Origin of the sequence: Micromonospora sp. ATCC 39149, assembly GCF_000158815.1 — a bacterium.
Lineage (GTDB): Bacteria > Actinomycetota > Actinomycetes > Mycobacteriales > Micromonosporaceae > Micromonospora.
Map to the genome: position 1 here is coordinate 15,309 of NZ_GG657738.1, position 20,315 is coordinate 35,623.

Genomic DNA, 20,315 nt, shown 5'->3' on the forward strand with positions numbered 1-20,315 from the left:
ACCCGCGCGAGGGCACTACCGGGCGGCCGGCGGCGTCCAGCCGGCGGGCAGGTGCCCGATCCGGATCCGCTGCGGGTGGTCGCCGACGGGCACGCTGACCACCTTCCGACCGGTGGCGAAGCTGATCGCGGTGACCTGGTCGGCGCCCGACTCCGAGATGACGCAGTCGCGGCCGTCGCCGCTCACCGTCGCCCAGTACGGCTTGCTGGCCGTGACCAGCGGTCCCGGGGCGAGGGTGGCCCGGTCGACGATCGTGGTGTAGTCGTCCATCGTTCCGGCGACGCAGAGCTTCGCCCCGTCCGGGCTTATCGACATGCCGTGGTGCCGCGAGTCGTTGACCCACTTCGTGCGGTCCTCGGTGGTGTTCGGGTTCTTCGGCAGCGTGGCGACCCGGGTGACCCTGTCTCTGGCCACGTCGTACTCCTTGTAGCCGTTGAAGAACGACACCTGGAAGTAGAGCCTGCCCTCGTCGGGGGTGAAGACCGCCGGCCGGACGGCGTCGGAGAGGTCGCTGCGGCCGAACGCGTCCAGCCGGGGCCGCATGTCGATCTCCTTCACCTTGGCGAAGGTGGTCGTGTCGGCGATGGTGATCTTGCGATCGCCCTTGGTCCAGTCCTGCGACGGGGCGTCCAGCGAGGTGTTGACGTCCCCGATGGACATGTTCCAGATGTACCGGCCTCCGCCGGTGAAGATGTTCTCGTGCGGGGTGTCGCCGGTGCCGAACGAGCCCACCTGCTTGCCGGTGTTGATGTCGAGCACGTGCACGGTGTCCGAGGTGGACGCCGACACCGCGACGCGGGTGCCGTCCGGGGATACGGCCATGTGGTCGGAGCGGAACCCGGAGACCGGGAACCGCCAGCGGACCGCGCCGGTGCGCAGGTCGATCGAGACGACGTCGGCGAAGCTGGGCCGGGACGCCACCAGCGCGGTCCCGTCCGGCGTGGTGTACATGTCGTCGACGAGTTGGTCGTGCCCCTCGCCGGGGCCCTGTTGGATGCCCAGGTAGAAGGCGAGCTTGATGGGGTTGAGGTAGATCTCCCAGAGTCGCTGCTGCTTGTCGGGCACGACGTTGAGCCGGCCGATGCGGGCGTAGTCGCCCCGGGAGCGGATCACGTCGACGGTGCCCTCCCAGTTGTTGCCGACGAACATCACCTCCTCCAGGGCGGCGGCGCTGACCGGGGCGGCGGGGGCGGCGGCGGCCGGGGCCGGCACGGTGGCGGCGACGGCGGCGAGGGCGGCGGCGAGGGCGCCGTACCTGCGGGCTCGGGGTCGGCGGACGGGCGGGGACGCGGGCGATGCTGCGGTCATGGGCTGCTCCTGCCGGTGGGGCGACAGATGGTGGCGTTCCGCGGTGCGGGGGTGCGGTGTTACTTTGCGGTAACAGAAGGAAACCAACCGAAGCCGGACTCCCGGTAGGGCACGGGGGCCAAAACCCGGCCGGGTCGTTGTGGCGGGGCCACAGTGGCCATGGCGGAGGGAAGCGGGCCGATGACGATGCCGGAGCGGGCCGGGGTCCTCGGCCCGCTGCTGCGCGACCTGGCGACCGACCGGCGGGTCGTGGACGAGATGGTCGAGGCCGCCCGGGTGCACTCGCCCGAGGTGGCGCGGCTGCCGATGGCCGAGAACCGCCGGCACGTGGCCGCCCTGCTGGCCGCCGGGCTTGGCGTCGTTCGAGCGGCTGGCGGAGCCAAACGAGCGGGACTTCTTGGAGGTGAGACGCCTCGGCGCCGACCGGGGCCGCGCTGGGCTTCTCCTTCGCCGGCCTGCTGCGCGGGGTGCAGGCCGGCCGGCAACGGGTGGTCGAGATCGCGCTCGACCGTGGCCGGGCCGCCGGGATTCCCGACGCCGCGCTGCTGGAGGCCCTGCTGGAACTCGGCCGGTACGCCAGCGCGCTGGAATGCGCCCTGGTCGACGGCCATCACACGGCCGAGCTGGAGCTGGCCCGGACCCGGCGCGACGCCCCGCAACCGCCTGCTGCGGCGGCTGCTGCTCGACGAGGCGGGCGACGGGCGCCCCGACGACCTCGCCGGCTTCGGGCTGCGCCCCGACGGCCGGTACCACTGCGTGGTCACCGGGCTGACCGAGCCGGCCCGGATCTCGGCGGTGGAGCGGCAGTTCTGCGGCGGCGGGGCGGTGTTCGGCACCGTCGACGACCGGCTCGCCGGCCTGTCCGCCCGGCTGCCGCCCGCCCACCTCGCCACCGCGGCCGGGCTCGTGGTGGCCGCCCCGGCGCGGCCCCTGACGCAGGCCCCGACCCTGTACCGGCTGTGCGTGGCCGCCCTGCGCGCCGCGTCCCGGGCCGGGCTGCGCGGCCTGCATCAGGTGGTCGACCTCGCCGGGGAAACCGCGCTGGCCGCCCAGCCGGCCCTGGCCGAGCTGGTCAGCGGGGAGCTGCTGGGCGCCCTCGATTCAGCCGACGAGTTCCATCGGCAGCTCGTCTCGACCGCGCTGACCTATCTCGACCACGGGCAGCGGCTGGACCGCACGGCCGAGGCGCTGCACCTGCATCCGAACACGGTGCGCTACCGGCTGCGCCGGTTGCAGGAGCTGACCGGGATGCCGCCGACCCTCGCGGAGCCGGGCGGCCGATGGCCGGTGCCGCAGACCCTGCGCTGGTGGTGGGCGCTGCGCACCTGGCTCGACGAGGGCTGACTGTGAGCATGGCGGGGTCGGGGTGGCACGGGACCGACGTCGGGAACAGCCACGCGGGTTCACCATGGATGATGGTCGCTCGATGCCGTGGCAGGGCAGTTTGCGCACGTCCGGCTCGACCACGACCCGCTGCCGCGTCGAGAAGCGGCCCAGCTGCTCTTTCTGGGCCGGTTGTTCTTCCTGGACCGGCCGCCGCGCGGAGCTGAGCCGGCGACCGGCCGATCGCCCCCCCCGTTCGCCCGTTCGGGGGCCGACATCCCGCCCCCGCGAGCGGGCGTTAAGGGTAGGCTAACCTAGCCGTGTCCGATGATCGACGCTGGGTGCCGTGGGACGGGACCCCGCCCACGTCTGAGAGGCGCCATGACCCAGACCCTCCCCATCGCGCCGTGGCGGCTGTTCGACGTCGAGGTCCGCGCGGTGCGGCGGCTCAGCCCGTCGTTCGTCCGCGTCACCTTCACCGGCGCCGACCTCGACCGGTTCGCCGACAACGGCTACGACCAGCGGATCAAGCTGGCGCTGCCGCTGCCCGGGCAGGCCGACGTGAGCCTCCCCGAAGGCCCGGACTGGTACGCCCGCTACCGGGCCCTGCCCGAGCACCGACGCAACCCGGTCCGCACGTACACCGTGCGGGCAGCCCGCCCACACCTGGCCGAGGTGGACCTCGACCTCGTCCTGCACGGTGACGGCGGCCCCGCCACCCGGTGGGCCCGCCGGGCCCGGCCCGGCGACCGGGCGGCCCTGCTCGGCCCCGACGCCGGCTTCGGTGGCGAGCACGGCGGCATCGAGTTCCGGCCGCCGGCGGCGGGCCGGCTGCTGCTGGCCGGCGACGAGACCGCCGTCCCCGCGATCACCGCCATCCTGGCGCGGCTCCCGGGCGACGCCCGGGGGCAGGCGCTGCTGGAGGTGCCCGAGCCCGCCGACGCGCTGGATGTCAGCGCGCCGCCCGGCATGCGGATCACCTGGCTGCCCCGCGACGGCGGGCGGCACGGCACCCGCCTGGTGCCCGCGATCGCGGCGGCGGCGGCCGACCTGCTGTCCGGCCTCGCCCAGGCCGCCGACTCGGTCACCGACCCGGTCGCCGACGTGGACGTCGACCGGGAACTCCTCTGGGAGGTGCCGACCCCGGCGGCGCCGGTGCCGCTGTACGCGTGGCTCGCGGGGGAGGCCGGCGTCATCCGCACGCTGCGCCGGCACCTGGTGGCCGAGCGGGGGCTGGACCGGCGGGCGGTGGCCTTCATGGGGTACTGGCGGCTGGGCCGGCCCGACCCCGTCTGAGCCGCTGCCGGCCGGCTGGTGGCCGACCCCGTTCGGGCCGCCGCCGGCGCGTTCCGGCCGATGGCGGCCCGAACTAGGGCCCGGGCGGTCAGCAGCGGCTGATCGACGAGTTGTTCAGGACGACGTTGCTGATGGTCAGGTTGTCCACGCAGGGGTTCTCCACGATTCGGTTGTTGACCAGCGTGAAGTTGCGCAGCGTGATGTCGCGGGTGCCGGGGAACTCGGTGCGCTCGGCGAGCCGTACCTCCCCGCCGCCGCTGATTGTCCCGCCGCCCGAGGCGATGTTCACCCCGTAGCAGTTCTCGATCAGGATGGCGTTGTTGCCGGTGTTGGCGATGTCGACCCGGTCGATCGTCGCCCCGCCGGACTCGGAGACACAGAAGATGCCCCGGCCGCCGCCGCGGGCGCGTACGGTGCCGACCCGGACGTTGGTCGGGTAGCTGTCGCCGATTCGGCCGTTGCGGTTGGCCATCCGGAAGGCCGCGTACCCGGTGCCGGCGCCGGCGTTCTCCGCGTCGACGGTGGTGACCGTGGCGTTGATGGTCTGGTTGAGCAGCAGGCCCGACTCGCCGACGTTGCGGGCGGTGACGGTGCCGACGGTGAGACCGTCGACACCGTAGGTCTCGACGGCGTGCGAGCTCGCCCCGGAGACGTAGACATTGTCGATGCGCACGTTGCGGGTCCACTGGCTGGTGTCGCCGCGGTTGTCGATGCGCACGCCCAGGCCGGCGGAGAGCCGCATGTCGATCTGCCCGAGGACCACGTTGGTGACGTTACGCAGGAAGATCCCGTACAGCGGGGTGCCGGTGACGGTGAGGTGTTGCACTTCCACCTGGGTCGTGCCCCGGGAGTAGATCGGCGCCTGGTCGCCCGAGCCGGTGCCTGTCACGTTGATCGTGCCGCACACGTCGATCGTGGTGTAGCTGGGCAGCGAGATCCGGGAACCGGCGCTCATCGAGCCGGAGCCGCGCACCACGACCCGCTGCTTGCTGGTGCGCCCGGCGGTCAGGCTGTTCACGGCCGCCTGCACGGCGGCGCGCAGGTCGGTGCCGGTGTGGACGGTGCTGCCGTTGTTGCGGACTGTCCAGGTGCCGCCGCTGAGCACGGCCTCGGCCTGGAACGAGCCCGCGCCGCAGTCGCCGGCGGAGCCGCCGACCCGGACCAGCTGCCACTGCTGGTTGGCCCCGCCCAGGTCCTGGTACTGCGAGATCATCCCACCGTCGGCGGTGGACCAGCCCCACACGTCGAGGGCCTTGCCGGAGTGCCGGTTGACGAACCGGACGTACCCGCCGTCGGAGTCGGCGAGCCCGAAATGCTGCCGGGTGTTGCCGCTGACCGCCGGGTTCTGCACGAGCTGAATGCCGTCGGTGGCGTTGGGCAGTTCGAGGACCTTGCCGCTGTGCGCGGAACGAATCTGGTAGTAGCCGCCGCCGACGTCGACGAAGCGCCACTGCTGCACCGCGAGGTCGTTGCGGGCGTACTGGTTGATCGGCGCGCCGTCGGCGGTGGACCAGCCGTACAGGTCCATGGCCTTGCCGCTGTGGCGGTTGACGAACACGTACGTGGCGCCGGTGTCGACGGTGGCGGCGGAGGCGGCCTGCGGGCCCACCGCCACGCCGGCGCCGATCAGGACGAGGATCGTCGTGGCCAGCAGGACGAGGCGCAGTGGCCTCGTGCTCGCGCTCACAGACGGCATCGGGGCTCCTTCTCGGGACGAGGTGGTGGTGTTCGTGGGGTGCCGTCGCCGTCGTCGAGGGCGGGCTCGAACGGGCCGGGGCGGGGTGCCGACGGCCGTGACCCGGTTGGCGGTGACCGCGCGCGGTGGCGACCATCCGGTTTCCGGAACCCCATCCTATTTGCTCACATCTATATTTTGGTCACGATGGTGTCGGTGCCGCAGGCGGATGTCAAGGGCGTCGTGACGGGCGGGAAAGGGCTTGCCGTGCCGGCTGGGTCCCCGGCGTCCGCCGGGAGTCCCAGCGCCCCTGACACCAACCCGGGCCGATGGGGGCCGCAGGCGTTGCGCCGTCCGACTACTGTTCGAGGCGCTTTCGTCACCTGGTGAGCAACGTGAGGTGGGCTGCGTGAACGAGGACGGCGTTGCCGTGGACGGGTCGGAGAGGCTGGTGCCGTTGCGGGTCGACGGGCATGTCGTCTATCTGTCCACTGGGGTCCTGCGGGAGGGTGCGTCCAGCGACGAGGTCGAGGTCGCCTCGCGGCCGACGAGCCTGGACGAGGCGCTCGCCGGGCTGGCGGCCTTCGCGGGAAAGATGGCCGACTCCCTGCGCGAGGCGCAGGTGACCCGGCTGTCGGTGGAGTTCAGCTGCGAGTTCGCCGTGGAATCGGGCAAGTTCGTGGCGATCCTGGGCAAGGCATCGGCCAAGTCCGGCGTCAAGGTGGGCCTTGAGTGGGAAAAGCCAACGACCTAGCCTCCGCGGTCGAAGCGAGCTGGGAGGAGCTGCTCCACGCCGCCACGGTGGCCATCGAGGTGCCGTCGCCGTCCGGGGGCGCGCCGGGTCGCGGCACGGGCTTCCTCGTCGCCCCGGCGACCGTGGCGACCTGCGCGCACGTGCTCGCCGACGACGGGCAGCCGGTGGCGGGAACCGCGCTGGGGCGGGTGGTCGCCGCCGGTGTCAGCCTGACCCTGCGAGTCGTGCCGGACGCCGTCTTTCGCACCCGGGCCGGGCTGGACCTCGCACTGCTGGCCGTCGACCAGTCGGCGCCGTCGGCCGAGCTGACGCCCGTCCTGTCCAGCCCCGTGGTCAGCGTGGGCGACGCGCTCTGGGCGTACGGTCACCCCGACGGCATGTTCCGCAGCGGCCAGCCGGCGACCTTCGTCTACGAGGGCCAGTCGCGCCGCAGCGAGGACGATCCGCTGCGCCTGCTCAGGCTGCGGGGCACCCCGGTCACGCCGGGATTCAGCGGCAGCCCGGTGGTCAACCGCCGCACCGGCGCGGTGTGCGGGATGATTTGCACGTCGAGCACCACCGGTAGCGCCCACATGCTGCCCATCAGCGAGATCCTCTCCCGCTGCGCACACGTCGGCCCGCAGCTCGCCACCGTCCAGCTCGAACACCAACGCTGGCTCAGCCTGCTGACCGACCGGCAGCTCGCGGCCGGACGGTGGCGTTTCCCCGGCCCCCAGCTACGGGCCTACCTCGCGCTGGCGGAGCGGACGTCGTCACGCCACCCGTACCGGATGCCCACGACCACGCAGCTGCCACCCCTGACCGCCGTCTACGTCCGGCAGACGACCCGCCTGCACGAGCGGCCGACAGCGGACCGGCCGGCCCCCGCGCTGATCCGGCCCGCCGAGGTGGTCTTCGACGGCGACAGGGACGCCTTTCTCGTCGGCGGGGCCGGCGCGGGCAAGTCCAGTCTCTTCCAGGTCGTGACGCGCGATTTGATCCGGCGTCAGCAGAGCACCGACGTGACCGATGTTCCGGTCCGGGTGCAGGCGACCGACCTGCTCGAGGCGCACAGCCTCGGCGAGGCGGTAGCCCGCAGCGTACGGGCCGACTTCGGGCTGGCCGGCACCGGCGGGTCCTGGCCCTCGGCCTTCTTCGACGAGCCGCCCATGCCGGACGGGGCGTGGCTGGTCCTGGTCGACGGACTCGACGAGATCATGGATTCCGGCCGGCGGCAGGATGTCCTCGCCTTCCTCGCCGCCCACCGGGCAGCGCCGGCGAGCGCGCACCGGTTCGTCATCGCCACCCGCCCGGCCGCCGACCTGCCCACCACGATGGGGGCGGACTGGGAGCCGCTGCGGTTCGAACTGCTTGCCTTCGACGAGGAGCAGCGCCGCCGATTCACCGAGGGCTGGTTCACCCGCCTCGCGGTCGACCGCCCCGGCGACACCGCCGGCGAGTTCGACCGGGAGCTCGACCGGCTCGGGCTCGGGGAGCTGGCCCGCAACCCGCTGATGGCCACCATGCTGTGCCAACTGTTCGTGGCGAACCCGGAGCGTCGCCTGCCGCGCGGGCGCAACAGGATCTTCCACGACTTCGTGCAACTGCTGCGCGAACGTCAGTACAGTGACGCCGACGGCGGCATCCGCCAGCAGGTGCTGCGGCGGCTGCGCCGCTACGGCCGGCAGGCGGAGGAGGCGGGGGAGCGGCTGATCGTCGAGCGCGACGGCCTCATCGGCCGCCTCGCCGCGGACCGGCTGGCCGGCGACCCGCAGCCAGCAGTCGACAAGCTCGCACAATGGACCCGCCACCTGCCGCCGTCGTCCGTGCCGACGGGCACCTGGCGGGACCTGCTCGCCGATCTCCTGCGCCGCAGCGGGGTGCTGCTGGAACGGGGCGACGACTTCGTCTCTCACAGACCATCAGGAGTACCTGGCCGCGCAGGTCGTCGCCCCACGACACCGAACGGGCCGACCCCACGTTCCCGGGACCTGTTTCTGCGTACGGTGTCGGGACGGGCCGTGGCCCCGCCCGCCTGGCGACAGTCCTTCGCCCGGTTCCTGGTCGCGGCGTGGCCGCAGCCGGACGCCGTCGCCTCGGCCCTGCGGGCCATGACGGCCACCGGCGGCCTCGGCGCGGCGATCTTCGTCAGCGCGCTCGTCGACGACGGCCACGACCTGACCGTGGAGATCATCGACAACGCCGTCCGGGCTCTGCGCATCACTGCCCATGACGACCGCGTCCCCGTCGACGACCGGCAGATGGCCGTCGACACCTGCGTCCACCTCAGCCGGCCTGCCGGTCTCGACCTGGCCCGTGCCGTCGTGACCAACCCGAAGATCGACCGCCGGCTGCGGATCGGCACCCTACGTACGCTGGCCGACCTCGCGCCGCACCCGACAGCTCCCCGCCCGATGGACCCGGACGGGGCGGTCAGCGACGGGGGCGACAAGTGGATCATGGAGCAGTTGGCGCGCCTCGTTGACGTCGACGGGCGTGCCCTGCTCGCCACGGTCAGCCAGGACGCGGCGTTCGAGGGCGGGCAGCGCGTCTGGGCCGCTGACGCGCTCGCCCGCGCCGGCGACGAGCGGGGCCCTGAGCTGCTGGTCCGCCTCGCGCGACACCCAGCACTGAATCCGTTGGAGCGTCGCGTGGCCGTCACCGCGCTTCAGCACCTCGGCGGCACCGAAACCTCGTCGCTGCCGCGTGACCTCGCCCCCGACGAGGCCATGCCCGGTGCGGCACGCGCCAGCATGGCGGTGCCACACCGCCGTTCGTCGGTCCGCCGCCTCGCCCGCCGGATCGGCATCGAGGGTTTCCTGGGCGGCAGCCCGCAGGTCAGCGAGGCACTGGAGCCGGTAGTCGCCTGCCACCGGCAGAGCCACCCCAGCGCCGACGTCCTGCTGCTCCAGCGCGCATTCGACACCGCGTCGTGGTGGCACTCCGGCCAGTACCGCAAGTCCGGCGACCCGTACATCACCCATCCCCTCGCGGTGGCGACCATCCTGGCCAACCTGGGCATGGACACCACGACCCTGGTAGCGGGGCTGCTCAGCGGCACCGTCGAGGACGCCGCCTACCCCCTCCAGCAGCTTCATGCCGAGTTCGGCCCCGAGGTGGCGGCGCTCGTCGACGGGGTGACCAAGCTCGACCGGGTCAGGTTCGGCGACGCGGCCGAGGCGGAGTCGATCCGCAAGATGGTCGTGGCGATGGCGAAGGACCCGCGGGTCCTGGTGATCAAGCTGGCCGACCGGCTGCACAACATGCGCACCCTCTCCTTCCTGCCCCGCCCCAAGCAGGAGCAGAAGGCGACGGAGACGCTGGAGATCCTCGCCCCGCTCGCGCATCGCCTGGGCATGAACGCGATGAAGTGGGAGCTGGAGGACCTCGCGTTCAACACCCTGTTCCCGAAGCGGTGCGAGGAGATCTTCCGCCTCGTCGAAGCGCGCCAGCCGCAGCGGGAGGCGCTGCTGCGCCAGGTCACCCAGAAGATGGACGCGGACCTGAAGGCCGCCAGGATCAAGGCGGAGACGACGGGCCAACCAAAGCACCTGTACTCGATCTACCAGAAGATGATCGTGCGGGGCCGCGACTTCGCCGACATCTACGATCTCGTCGGGGTGCGGATCCTGGTCGACACGGTGCGGGACTGCTACGCGGCCCTGGGCGTGGTCCACGCCAACTGGCCGCCGGTACCGGGCCGAATCAAGGACTACGTCGCGATGCCCAAGTTCAACATGTACCAGTCGCTGCACACGACGGTCGTCGGGCCCACCGGCCAACACCTGGAGGTGCAGATCCGCACCCACGCGATGCACCGGACCGCAGAGTACGGCATCACGGCGCACTGGAAGTACGGTGCGCAGGCGGGCGGCACACCCGCGCACATCGACGAGATGACCTGGCTGCGGCTGCTGCTGGACTGGCAGCGGGAGGCGGCCGACCCGAGCGAGTTCCTCGACGCGCTGCGCTTCGACCTGTCCAGCCAGGAGGTGTACGTCTTCACCCCCAAGGGCGACGTCATCCCCCTGCCGACGGGGTCGACGCCGGTGGACTTCGCGTACGGGGTGCACACCGAGGTCGGGCACAGGTGCATCGGGGCGCGGGTCAACGGCAAGCTGGTGCCGCTGGAGGCGAAGCTGTCCAACGGCGACGTGGTCGAGATCTTCACCTCGAAGTCCGAGACGGCCGGGCCGTCGCAGGACTGGCTGGGCTTCGTCAAGAGCCCCCGGGCCCGCACCAAGATCCGCCAGTTCTTCAGCGGCGAGGGCCGCGAGGAGGCGATCGAGGCCGGTAAGGGGGTGCTGGTCAAGGCCATGCGCCGGCAGGGGATTCCGTTGCAGCGGATGCTCACCTCCGACGCGCTGCTGGCCATCGCCCGGGACCTGCACCTGGCCGACGTGGCTTCGCTGTACGCGGCGGTCGGCGACCACCGGCTGTCGGCGCAGTCGGTCGTGCAGCAGCTGATAGCCGCCTATGGAGGCGAGGAGGGCGCGGCGGAGGACATGGCCGAGACCGCCGTGGCCACCCGGCCGCCCCGGATCCGGATGAACGGCCACGACACGGGCGTGGTGGCGCAGGGTGCCGGCGACAAGTGGACCAAGCTGGCCCGGTGCTGCACCCCGGTGCCGCCGGACTCCGTCTTCGGCTTCGCCACCAAGGGCGGCTGGGTGAGCGTGCACCGCGACGACTGCGCCAACGCCGAGGACCTGCGGGCCCAGAGCGAACGGGTGGTCGAGGTGAGCTGGAGTCCCACCGCAGCCTCGGCGTTCCTGGTGGCCATCCAGGTGGAGGCCCTCGATCGGCACAGGCTTCTCGCGGACGTCACCCGGGTGCTCTCCGACGAGCGGGTCAACATTCTCTCCGCGACGGTCACCACCACCCGCGACCGGGTGGCGGTGAGCCGGTTCAGCTTCGAGATGGCCGACCCGAAACACCTCGGGCACCTGCTGGCCGCCGTCCGCAAGGTCGAAGGGGTGTTCGACGCGTACCGGGTCACCTCGGGAGCCTGAGGGAGCCCCCAGCGGGCCGGTCCGCGTGGGACAGCCGCCGGTCAGTCGTCGGCGCTGGCGACGGGCTCGCCGCCCACGCACCGCACCTTCAGCTCGTACTCGCCGCCCGGCCCGACGAAAGTGACCTCGACGTCGTCGTCCGGGCCGCGATCGGCGTCGGCGACTCGGTAGTCCTGCGCCGGGGCCCAGGACACCAGCCGCACCCCGCCCGGGCCGCACTCCGCCACGGCGGTACCGCCGGTGGTAGCGAAGGCCCGTCGGGCGCCCGCCCCGGCCGACCCGGCCGACCCGGTCGGCTCCGGGGCACCGGGGGACGGGACACCCGCCGAGGGGGCGGCTGCGGTGGACGCCGGCGTGGCCAGCGCCCGCTCGACCTCCTCCTGGCTGCGCACCCCGCCCGGAGTGCCGGTGATGCTCTCCCCGACCAACCGGATCGCGGCCACCCCGACCAGAGTGGCGAGCGCGGCGGTGACCAACCACCCCGCGACGGCGAGTAGCGAACGACGACGCATCCCCCGACTATCCCCGATCGAAGGTTGGCCGCGGCGTGGGACGACGCTAAGGGACGGTTAAGGACCGGGCCAGCGCCCGTGCGCGGCGGTTAGCCTCGTCGGGTGCCCCGCCTGCTGCTGATCGAGGACGACCTGACCATCCGCACGCCGCTGGTGCGGGCGCTGCGGGACCGGGGGCACGCGGTGGCCGCCGCGTCGACCGCCATGGACGGGCTGCGCGACGCCCTGGACAACCGGCCCGACCTGGTGGTGCTCGACCTGGGCCTGCCCGACCTGGACGGGCGGGAGCTGCTGCGGATGCTGCGGGCGGTCAGCGCGGTGCCGGTCATCGTGGCCACCGCCCGCGACGACGAGACCGAGATCGTCCGGGTCCTCGACGCGGGCGCCGACGACTACGTGGTGAAGCCGTTCACCGCCGCTCAACTCGACGCGCGGATCCGCGCGGTGCTCCGACGCGGTGCCGCCGGTGCCGGGGCAGGCGACCCCGCCCTCGTAGTGGGCGGGCTGCGCGTCGACCCGCGCGCCCGGCAGGTGACCCTCGACGGTGTCGCGGTCGAACTCACCCCGCGCGAGTTCGACCTGCTGCACCACCTCGCCGCCCGGCCCGGCGAGGTGGTCACCAAGCGGGAGCTGCTGACCGAGGTCTGGCAGATCCCGTACGGCGGGGCCGACAAGACCGTCGACGTGCACCTGTCCTGGCTGCGCCGCAAGCTGGGCGAGAACGCCCAGCAGCCCCGCTACCTGCACACCGTGCGGGGCGTGGGCGTCCGGCTGGAGTCGCCGGGCGGCGCGGGATGAGGGCCCGGCTGGCGCTGCTGGCCGCCGCGGTCAGCGTGCTCATCCTGGTGGCGTTCCTCGTGCCGCTGGCGCTGCTGGTGCGCGCCGTGGCCGAGGACCGGGCCACCGTGCGGGCCACCGCCGACGCGCAGAGCCTCGTGCCGGTGGTGGGCACCGCCGACGCCGAGACCATCCGGTTGACCGTCGAGCAGCTCGCCGCCGAGTCCGGCCGCCCGGTCAGCGTGTTCCTGCCCGGCGACACCGTGCTCGGCACGCCCACTCCGCGTACCCCGGCGGTGGCCCTGGCCGAACGCGGGCAGAGCCTCACCGCGGAGTCGGCCTCCGGACGCGAGGTGGTGATCGCGGTGCAGGGCCGGCCGGACGGCACCGGGGTGATCCGCACCGTGGTGCCCCGCGCCGAGCTGACGGCCGGGGTGACCCGGGCCTGGCTCGTGCTGGCCCTGCTCGGCGTGCTGCTGGTGCTGGTCGGGCTGGCGGTGGCCGACCGGCTGGCCCGCACCCTGGTCCGGCCGATCACCGAGCTGTCGACGGTGTCGCACCGGCTCGCCAACGCCGAGCTGGACGCGAGGGTCACCCCCGCCGGCCCGGCCGAGCTGCGCGAGGTGGCCGGTGCGCTCAACCATCTGGCCGGGCGCATCCAGGTGCTGCTGGCGCAGGAACGCGAGCAGGTTGCCGACCTGTCCCACCGGCTGCGTACGCCGCTCACCGCGCTGCGGCTGGAGGCCGAGTCGCTGCCCGACCCGCAGGACGCGGCGCGGATCACCGCCGCGGCGGACGCGCTGGAGCGGGCCGTGACCAGCCTGATCCGCCAGGCCCGCCGCGACCGGTCACCGGCCGCCGCGCAGGCCGGCTGCGACGCCACCGCCGTCGTCGCCGACCGGGTGGCGTTCTGGTCGGTGCTGGCCGAGGACACCGGGCGGGCGGTCCGCCGCGACCTGGCCGCCGGGCCGCTGCCGGTCGGGGTACCCGCCGACGAGCTGGCCGCGGCGGTGGACGCGCTGCTCGGCAACGTCTTCGCGCACACCCCGGACGGCACCGCGTTCACCGTCCGGCTCGCCCGGCAGGCCGGGCAGGTGGTGCTCGCCGTCGCCGACGAGGGCCAAGGCATGCCGGCGGCCACCGTGGCCCGGGGCGCGAGCCTGGCCGGGTCCACCGGCCTCGGCCTGGACATCGCGCGCCGGGCGGCGGAGGCCGCCGGAGGTCGGCTGGAGCTGCGCACCGCCCCGGGCGGCGGAGCGGAGGTACGGCTCTGGCTCGGTCCGCCCTCATCCCGGCCGGCCCGGCCGTAGCGTCCGGGCAGCCTTTACCGGGCCTTAGCGTTCGGGCAGCGCGCCACTATCCCGCCCGGACCGATCCTCTGAAGCAGGAAACGAGGAAACGAGGAAAGGTGCCCGAGATGAAGCGCAACTCCCTGATCATGGCGTCGCTGGGCGGCGCGGCGATGCTGGCGGCGGCCGGGGTGGCCGTGGGCGTCACCGCCGCCGACGAGCGGGTCGCCCGCACCACCCTGACCGCCGCAACCGCCGCTCCGGGTGCCACCACGATCCCGGACGGCGGTGCGACCGGTGCCTCGACCGGTGTTCCCGCGGCCACCAGCGCTCCCGGGCGTACCGGCGCGGTCGACCAGCAGCGGGCCGGCGAGATCGCGCTGGCGCGGGCCGGGGGCGGGCGAATCGTCGAGGTCGAGGCCGAGCACGAGCGTGGCCGGGCGGTGTGGAGCGTCGAGATCGTCAACGACCAGACCGAGCACGAAGTCGACGTGGACCGCAACGACGGCACTGTGGTCAAGGCCGAGCAGGAGCCGGTCGACGACGGCCGCGACGACGACCGCGACGACGACCGCGACGACCGCGACGACGACCGCGACGACTATTTTATTCTGAAGGGCGCCCGGTTTGGCCCGGTGCCGCAAGACACGAGCGGGTCGCCCCTTGTCCGGGCGACCCGCTCGGCCGCGTCGAGGAGGCCAGGGTTCCGCATCGTGTCTGCTTCCACCGGGTGAGGCTCGACATCGTCATGCCGATCGAGCCGTCGGCCGGGTACGCCGAGCCACCGACGGCGAAGATCGAGGCTCACCGTTGGGGGTGGAGGCGGTGACCCCGGTCCGGGAATAGGCCGGGGTCACCGCGAGAGTGGATCAGACGTACGGGCTCTGGGTAAGCAGGTGGGCCTTGTAGCCCTCGCCGACGCCGGGTTCCGGGGTGCCGGCCCAGTCCTTGACGAGCACGGCGCCGCCGGTGCAGCCCCATGGGTTCCAGGTCCAGGCCAGGTACCCCATGTCGTGCGCGTCGGCCCAGGTGACCAGCCGTTGCATGTAGTCGAAGCTGCAATCGTCCTGACCGAACTCGCCGATTACGACCGGCACCTGCTGCGCGAGTGGGGCGATCTGGCTGTCCCAGCAGGACTCGTTCGCGCAGGCGTTGAAGCTGTATGCGTGCCAAGATGCGGCGATGTTGTTCAGCGGGTCGTTCGGCTTGTACGTCAGCCATTCGCGCATGTCGTTGGTCCATTCCAGGCCGCTGACCATGAGTAGGTTGGTGGCACCGGTGGCGCGGACCGCGTCGACGAGGTCCTGCATGCCGGCGGCCTCGTAGGGGAGGCCGGCGCAGGTGCCGCCGTCGCGTAGGCACTGCCAGCCCAGGGTCTTGTTCCATTCGGCGGGCATGTCCGGGTACGGCTCGTTGAACAGGTCGAAGACGACCGCGTCGTTGCCCTTGAAGGTGTTGGCGACGCCGGTCCAGAACTGCGGGGCGTACCGCGCGTCCGGCATCGGCTTCTGGCAGGTGGCGTGCTCGTCCTTGCAGTGCCAGTCCGGGCTGTTCGTGTAGGCGCCCCAGTTCCAGTGCAGGTCGAGGATGACGTTGATGCCGTTGGCGACCAAGAGGTCCACGTAGTCCTTGACGCCCTGTTGGTAGGTGGCGCCGCGGGGTGAGCCGTTGACGCCGAGCCAGCATTCCTCGTTCAACGGGATCCGGACGGCGCGGATGTTCCAGGTCTTCATCGCGTCGACGGATGCCTGGTCGACCGGCCCGGAGTCCCACAGGCCCTTGCCCTGCACACAGGCGAACTCGCCGCTGGAGCGGCTCACGCCCAGCAGCCGGTACGCCTTGCCGTCCGCGGTGAGGATCTTGTTGCCGGACACGCGCAGCTCCGGCGCTGGACCGCTCGGAGGTGGCGTTGTGGCGGTCGGGGGCGGGGTGGCGGTCGGTGTGGTCACCGATCCCGTGCAGACGGTGCCGTTGAGCGCGAATGACGCGGGTATCGGATTGGCGTCGTTCCATGCGCCGAGGAACCCGATCGAGGTGGACGCGCCGGTGCCCAGTGATCCGTTCCAGCTCATGCTGGCCGCGGAAACGCGGGCGCCGGACTGCGTCCAGGTTGCGCTCCAACCCTGCGCGACGCGCTGGCCGGTGTTCGGGAAGTCGAACGTGAGCGTCCAGTTCGACATCGGGTCACCGAGGTTGGTGATGGCGACGTTGGCGGTGAACCCGTCTTTCCACTGGCTCTGCACCGTGTACGTGACGGAGCAGCCGGATGCGGCCGCCGAGGCGGGAAGGGTTGCCGTTGCGATGCCACCCAGTACCAGCGCGCTGGCGGTGCCGGCGGCCAGTAGTGCATAGCGGTTTTTCATCTGATCTCCGCCTGGATGAGGTGAGGGATCGATGGGAGCGCTGCGGACATTCTTTATTAGGATGGTTATGAAAGTCAATGAGACATTCCGCGCCAGGTTCTGACTACTGGCGGTTGTCATGTGGTGCGGTCGTGCTCGATGTGGGGATCACCAGCGCGGCAGCGACGATTCGGCTTCGCGAACGCGACGGTGATGGTGCCGGGTCCACGGCTGGTCCACCACGGGTCGGCGCACTGGTTCTCCGCCCGGGCCCGCTGGTGCCCGGACACCCTCGGTCCCGCGGTGGCCGCGATGATCGTTGGGATGTTCCTGCCACCGGAGTTCGCGGTCGAGGTCGTCGTGGACGACATCCTGTTTCGCCGGTACGGACGCACGGTCCACGCCGTCGGGTGGCAGCACGACGGGTCGGCCCCGGGCAGGTACAAGTTCGGCTACGGCAACTGCTGGGTGATCGCCGGGATCGTCGTGTGGCTGCCCGCGTGACCGGATCGCGGGAGACTCCGCAACCTTCCGATCAGCATCATCCGCCTCGCCGCACCGAGTTACGAGCCATCACCGAGGGGACCGATGGCGACGGACTCGCGCCGCAGGATGCGGTACACCTCCCGGACGCCGATGGCCTGCTCCAGCCCGCGGGACAAATCGCCGAAGAACTGCCTGCGGTAGCCGGCGTCGGTGATCGCATACACGGTGAAGTAAAGACCGGCGAAGGCCGACAGGAAAACCGACACCTGGAGCAACTCCCGGCTGACCGGGAGACGCGCGACCGCAAAGACCACCGGGATGGGCGGGTGGCCGATCCAAGACTCGACCACGGTCGAATTGATGGCGAGCGCACCGAAGACCACGAAGAACACGAAGGTTGCGAAGACCAGCAGAAACACCTGCATGGTCTGCATCGCCAACAGCACCTACAGCAGATTTGCCCGTTGTGTGCCGGACAACGGCTCGTCCTGGCCGCCGGCGGCGCCGGGCTGGAGCGGGGCCTGGGCCACCTCACGTGCCCGCTGCTCCAGCGGTGTCCCACGGCAGGCCTTGACGACGCCGTCACCCGCCGCCGCCTCCCGCACCTCGCGAACCTGTTCGGGGAGCCGGGTCACCAGGAACGCGACACCGACGGCCAGGAACAGCAGGACGGCGGACGGCCAGTTGTCGGTGAGCAGGTGACTCACCCCGGCCGCCGCTGCGGCGACGACAGCCACCCCGATGAGCAGCATCCATAGCCACCGGCGGCGCAGCAGCGCCCGTACCCGCGCGTCGACCGAGTCGACGAACCACGGCAGGCCGCGGCGGCGGAACCACGCCTCCGCCGCGAGGATGTCCGGCGAGGTACTGGCGGGCACGCCAGGCTGGCGGCGCGATGTCATGGATACTCCTTGTTTCGCGGTGCTCAGTGACGGTGCCGCCGCCTTCGCGAGGTATCGCACCACCGGCATCGATCAAGTGGCGCGCCATCCGATCGTGCGACCCCTACGGCGGTGACACTGGCGCTACTTCGGGGCTGTCAGCGCATCGCGCTGCTCGTCTCGGCCTCGGCCCTGGTCTCGACCTCGGCCTCGGCTTCCGCCCCGGTCTCGGCCGGGTGGTACGCAGTGCGGCCCCCGTGCGGCAGCAACAGTCCCACGAGGACCGTCCCCACGCCCAGGATCACGGCGCCGACGAGGCTCGTCTGGGCCACCGCATCGGAGAAGGACGAGCCGACCGCGTCCGCCAGCTGCCGGGCGCTGTCGGCGAGCTGGCTCGCCTGTGTCTTCAGCTGGGCGCCAAGCTCGGTGTTGCCGGCGCCCGCCGCTTGCTCGGCGAGCTGTCGCGCCCGGTCGCCGACGTGCTGGGCGACCGTGTATCCCGCGCCGACCGAGCCCTGTGCCTGGCTCAGCGCTTCGGCCGGGAGCGCGCTGCCCGCGGTCGCGTCGGACAGGTTGGCCGAGTACGAGGTGGACAGCAACGAGCCGAGGATGGCAATGCCAATCGCGCCGCCCAGTTCTGTCGAGGTGTCGTTGACAGCGCTACCCACGCCCAGCTCCGACTCCGGGAACGCGCCCATGATCGCGTCCGTGCACGGGGAGACCGCGAGGCCGATGGCAAGCCCCAGGATGACCAGGGGCGCCACGAAATCGCCGTACGACGACGGCCGGATGATTTTGGATGACACCCGGACGGGCTGCGTCCGTGCCACCGGCGGCCGGTTCGGGGGGTACGGGGTGGCCGGGGTCAGGCGATGCGGGAGGCCCGGGAACTTTTCCGCCCCGGGCACCGACAAACCGGGGTGCGGCGCTCTCGGGCGGCGTACCGAGATCGACCTTCCGCCCCGGCGGAGGGTGCCAACCGCCGGAGCTGGGCCGGGAGACAGACCACGTGAACCGAGCAGCGTCGCGGACCGTACCGGTCCAGGTGAACGCCCGACGGCACCGCCCGTCGCGGCCGACGGTCCGCCCCGGCGCGGACGGCCGCCCGTGAGCGGGCCCGGGTGGGCCGCCGGCACGGGGGCCGACGACGAGCAGGTGACCCGGTGGGCGCGGATGGCCGGCGCGGGCGACCAGCCGGCTGCCGCCGCGTTCGTGCGGGCCCTCCAGGGCCCGGTGTGGCGGTTCCTGGCCCACCTCGCCGGGCCGGGGGAGGCCGACGACCTGACCCAGGAGACGTTCCTGCGCGCACTGCGCAGCCTGCCCGGCTTCGCCGGCCGGTCCTCGGCCCGCACCTGGGTGTTCAGCATCGCCCGCCGGGTCGCCGTCGACCAGGTTCGCACGGCGGTGACCCGCCCGCGTACGGCGGCGCTGCCGGACTGGCAGGCGGCGGCGGAGGGCGCGGGCGCGGCCGAGCCCGGCGCGGACGACGGGGTCGTCCTGCGCCAGCTCATCGCCGGTCTGGCTCCGGAGCGACGAGAGGCGTTCGTCGCCACCCAGGTCGCCGGCCTGTCGTACGCGGAGGCGGCGCAGGTCTGCGGCTGTCCCGTCGGCACGATCCGTTCCCGGGTTGCGCGGGCGCGGGAGGACCTCGTCGCCGCGTGGCACGCCGACGGTCGCCCGGCCCGGTCGACGCGGGCCGGCTGAGCCCCGCCAGGCGCGTCGGTCGGTCCGCCCGGCGCTTCGACCAGCGGGCCGCTCGCCGGCGGTCGGGTCAGGTGACCGGCCCGACCCGTCGGATCAGGCGGCCTGGTGGTCGGCCAGCCCGGCGGACCCGGTGGGGTGGGCATGGGCCCGCGCCGAGTAAGGGCGCGGCGGTAGCAACCGCAACGGGGCCGCCGGCTCGGGCTGGTCCAGCTCGATTCGCCAGCGGGATCCCGGCGACCTGCCCTGCCGGGGCGCGGGCCCACCCGGGCGCAGACCGGGCCGCGACAGCAGCGCGGTGAGCACCCAACCGAACACCAGGATCGCGTGGCTGACCAGCCGCGACACGGCGACCTGGCCGGTCACCAGGTCGTTCACCGACAGCAGCACCAGGGTCGCGACGAAGGCGCTGAGCATCGGCAGTACGCCGGCCGGCGGGAACCGCCGTAGCGCCACGAACAGGAACCCGGCGCCGACGGCGACGTTCCACGCCGCCGACTCGTGCCACAGGTGCTGCCCGGTGGCGTGCGCGTGCGCGACGGTCGTGCCCCGACCGACCTGAACCAGCCCCAGCACCACCTGCACCGCCCCCACCAGCCCCAGCGTGGCCCGCAGCCCGGCGACCAGCCGCTCCCGCCACCGGCCCGGCGACCGCCACCGGCTTGTCGACCGCCACCGGCCCGGCGGCGACCCGGCGGGAACGGCGGCGAGAACCGCGTCGGCCAGGTCGGGCACCGCCGACACCACCCGGGTACGCGCCCGGCGGGTCACCGCCGCAGCCGTCTCGAACCAGGCCCGGCAGTCACCGCACGTGACCAGATGTCCCTCGGCCGTGACCCGCTCGGCCGGGGTCTCCTCCCCGTCCAACTGGGCCGACAGCATCTCCCGCCACTGCTCACACCGCATGTACCGGTAGTCGCTCGGCACGGCGGCATGGTTCCCGCGCGATCCGGCGAGTCACGCCGCGCTACCCTTCTGGC

Annotated in this window: 16 protein-coding genes and 2 pseudogenes; 10 read left to right on the top strand and 8 right to left on the bottom strand. The window is 72.7% G+C overall.

From position 1 onward, the window contains the following. Window positions 1–15: 15 nt before the first annotated feature. Window positions 16–1,308, bottom strand: a complete 1,293-nt coding sequence (locus MCAG_RS00065; RefSeq protein ID WP_007070964.1) for a PQQ-binding-like beta-propeller repeat protein — start codon at window positions 1,306–1,308, stop codon at window positions 16–18. Between the two features lie 180 nt (window positions 1,309–1,488). On the opposite strand from MCAG_RS00065, the gene MCAG_RS00070 reads away from it, so the two are divergent. Next, a complete protein-coding gene (locus MCAG_RS00070) occupies window positions 1,489–2,652 on the top strand; it encodes a CdaR family transcriptional regulator (RefSeq protein WP_232290018.1) in 1,164 nt (387 codons plus the stop codon). 360 nt (window positions 2,653–3,012) lie between these two features. Further along, window positions 3,013–3,927 (top strand): siderophore-interacting protein, encoded by a 915-nt coding sequence (locus MCAG_RS00075; protein WP_007070966.1) that lies wholly within the window; start codon window positions 3,013–3,015, stop codon window positions 3,925–3,927. Between the two features lie 88 nt (window positions 3,928–4,015). On the opposite strand, the gene MCAG_RS00080 is transcribed toward MCAG_RS00075, so the two are convergent. Continuing rightward, complete coding sequence (locus MCAG_RS00080; RefSeq protein ID WP_007070967.1) at window positions 4,016–5,623, bottom strand: RICIN domain-containing protein; 1,608 nt, start codon at window positions 5,621–5,623, stop codon at window positions 4,016–4,018. A gap of 388 nt (window positions 5,624–6,011) precedes the next feature. Between MCAG_RS00080 and MCAG_RS00085 the strand changes: the two genes are divergently transcribed. The 3 genes and pseudogenes from MCAG_RS00085 to MCAG_RS35980 all read left to right on the top strand — a co-directional run. Further along, window positions 6,012–6,356 (top strand): CU044_2847 family protein, encoded by a 345-nt coding sequence (locus MCAG_RS00085; RefSeq protein ID WP_157547756.1) that lies wholly within the window; start codon window positions 6,012–6,014, stop codon window positions 6,354–6,356. A gap of 59 nt (window positions 6,357–6,415) precedes the next feature. Then, a pseudogene (locus MCAG_RS35975) lies at window positions 6,416–6,883 on the top strand (serine protease); the annotation flags it as partial. Between the two features lie 2,160 nt (window positions 6,884–9,043). After that, a pseudogene (locus tag MCAG_RS35980) lies at window positions 9,044–11,347 on the top strand (bifunctional (p)ppGpp synthetase/guanosine-3',5'-bis(diphosphate) 3'-pyrophosphohydrolase); the annotation flags it as partial. A gap of 41 nt (window positions 11,348–11,388) precedes the next feature. Here MCAG_RS35980 and MCAG_RS00095 read toward each other — a convergent pair. Then, complete coding sequence (locus tag MCAG_RS00095) at window positions 11,389–11,859, bottom strand: hypothetical protein (RefSeq protein WP_007070970.1); 471 nt, start codon at window positions 11,857–11,859, stop codon at window positions 11,389–11,391. Window positions 11,860–11,961: 102 nt separating this feature from the next. Here MCAG_RS00095 and MCAG_RS00100 point away from each other — a divergent pair, with 102 nt between their 5' ends. The 3 genes from MCAG_RS00100 (at window position 11,962) to MCAG_RS00110 (ending at window position 14,659) form a co-directional block, all read left to right on the top strand. Further along, window positions 11,962–12,657: a response regulator transcription factor gene (locus MCAG_RS00100; RefSeq protein WP_007070971.1), complete on the top strand. Its 696-nt coding sequence runs from the start codon at window positions 11,962–11,964 to the stop codon at window positions 12,655–12,657. Next, window positions 12,654–13,946, top strand: coding sequence for a HAMP domain-containing sensor histidine kinase (locus MCAG_RS00105; protein ID WP_007070972.1), 1,293 nt, complete (start codon window positions 12,654–12,656; stop codon window positions 13,944–13,946). Before MCAG_RS00100 ends, MCAG_RS00105 begins: the two co-directional genes overlap by 4 nt. A gap of 107 nt (window positions 13,947–14,053) precedes the next feature. After that, a complete protein-coding gene (locus tag MCAG_RS00110; RefSeq protein ID WP_036371680.1) occupies window positions 14,054–14,659 on the top strand; it encodes a PepSY domain-containing protein in 606 nt (201 codons plus the stop codon). 135 nt (window positions 14,660–14,794) lie between these two features. Here MCAG_RS00110 and MCAG_RS00115 read toward each other — a convergent pair whose 3' ends face one another. Beyond that, window positions 14,795–16,288, bottom strand: a complete 1,494-nt coding sequence (locus tag MCAG_RS00115; protein ID WP_007070974.1) for a cellulase family glycosylhydrolase — start codon at window positions 16,286–16,288, stop codon at window positions 14,795–14,797. 138 nt (window positions 16,289–16,426) lie between these two features. On the opposite strand from MCAG_RS00115, the gene MCAG_RS00120 reads away from it, so the two are divergent. Next, window positions 16,427–16,771, top strand: a complete 345-nt coding sequence (locus tag MCAG_RS00120) for a transposase (RefSeq protein WP_157547758.1) — start codon at window positions 16,427–16,429, stop codon at window positions 16,769–16,771. A gap of 59 nt (window positions 16,772–16,830) precedes the next feature. Here the strand turns inward: MCAG_RS00120 and MCAG_RS00125 are convergent, their stop codons facing one another. The 3 genes from MCAG_RS00125 to MCAG_RS00135 form a co-directional block, all read right to left on the bottom strand. Continuing rightward, window positions 16,831–17,187 (bottom strand): hypothetical protein, encoded by a 357-nt coding sequence (locus tag MCAG_RS00125; RefSeq protein ID WP_157547760.1) that lies wholly within the window; start codon window positions 17,185–17,187, stop codon window positions 16,831–16,833. A 12-nt stretch (window positions 17,188–17,199) separates the two neighbouring features. Further along, entirely contained in the window at window positions 17,200–17,655 is a 456-nt protein-coding gene (locus MCAG_RS00130; protein WP_157547762.1) for a hypothetical protein, read from the bottom strand. 137 nt (window positions 17,656–17,792) lie between these two features. Beyond that, complete coding sequence (locus tag MCAG_RS00135; protein WP_198141444.1) at window positions 17,793–18,440, bottom strand: hypothetical protein; 648 nt, start codon at window positions 18,438–18,440, stop codon at window positions 17,793–17,795. A gap of 367 nt (window positions 18,441–18,807) precedes the next feature. Here MCAG_RS00135 and MCAG_RS00140 point away from each other — a divergent pair, with 367 nt between their 5' ends. Then, window positions 18,808–19,338, top strand: a complete 531-nt coding sequence (locus MCAG_RS00140) for a sigma-70 family RNA polymerase sigma factor (RefSeq protein ID WP_050778125.1) — start codon at window positions 18,808–18,810, stop codon at window positions 19,336–19,338. A gap of 93 nt (window positions 19,339–19,431) precedes the next feature. On the opposite strand, the gene MCAG_RS00145 is transcribed toward MCAG_RS00140, so the two are convergent. Beyond that, window positions 19,432–20,241 (bottom strand): zf-HC2 domain-containing protein, encoded by an 810-nt coding sequence (locus tag MCAG_RS00145; RefSeq protein ID WP_050778126.1) that lies wholly within the window; start codon window positions 20,239–20,241, stop codon window positions 19,432–19,434. Between the last annotated feature and the right edge of the window lie 74 nt (window positions 20,242–20,315).

Excerpts from the sequence above, each read along its gene's own strand:
- MCAG_RS00140 (WP_050778125.1), top strand. The coding sequence starts at position 18,808 with ATGGCCGGCGCGGGCGACCAGCCGGCTGCCGCCGCGTTCGTGCGGGCC.
- MCAG_RS00065 (WP_007070964.1), bottom strand. The coding sequence starts at position 1,308 with ATGACCGCAGCATCGCCCGCGTCCCCGCCCGTCCGCCGACCCCGAGCC.
- MCAG_RS00105 (WP_007070972.1), top strand. The coding sequence starts at position 12,654 with ATGAGGGCCCGGCTGGCGCTGCTGGCCGCCGCGGTCAGCGTGCTCATC.
- MCAG_RS00130 (WP_157547762.1), bottom strand. The coding sequence starts at position 17,655 with ATGACATCGCGCCGCCAGCCTGGCGTGCCCGCCAGTACCTCGCCGGAC.
- MCAG_RS00120 (WP_157547758.1), top strand. The coding sequence starts at position 16,427 with ATGTGGGGATCACCAGCGCGGCAGCGACGATTCGGCTTCGCGAACGCG.
- MCAG_RS00145 (WP_050778126.1), bottom strand. The coding sequence starts at position 20,241 with ATGCGGTGTGAGCAGTGGCGGGAGATGCTGTCGGCCCAGTTGGACGGG.
- MCAG_RS00075 (WP_007070966.1), top strand. The coding sequence starts at position 3,013 with ATGACCCAGACCCTCCCCATCGCGCCGTGGCGGCTGTTCGACGTCGAG.
- MCAG_RS00070 (WP_232290018.1), top strand. The coding sequence starts at position 1,489 with ATGACGATGCCGGAGCGGGCCGGGGTCCTCGGCCCGCTGCTGCGCGAC.
- MCAG_RS00095 (WP_007070970.1), bottom strand. The coding sequence starts at position 11,859 with ATGCGTCGTCGTTCGCTACTCGCCGTCGCGGGGTGGTTGGTCACCGCC.
- MCAG_RS00110 (WP_036371680.1), top strand. The coding sequence starts at position 14,054 with ATGAAGCGCAACTCCCTGATCATGGCGTCGCTGGGCGGCGCGGCGATG.
- MCAG_RS00115 (WP_007070974.1), bottom strand. The coding sequence starts at position 16,288 with ATGAAAAACCGCTATGCACTACTGGCCGCCGGCACCGCCAGCGCGCTG.
- MCAG_RS00080 (WP_007070967.1), bottom strand. The coding sequence starts at position 5,623 with ATGCCGTCTGTGAGCGCGAGCACGAGGCCACTGCGCCTCGTCCTGCTG.
- MCAG_RS00125 (WP_157547760.1), bottom strand. The coding sequence starts at position 17,187 with ATGCAGACCATGCAGGTGTTTCTGCTGGTCTTCGCAACCTTCGTGTTC.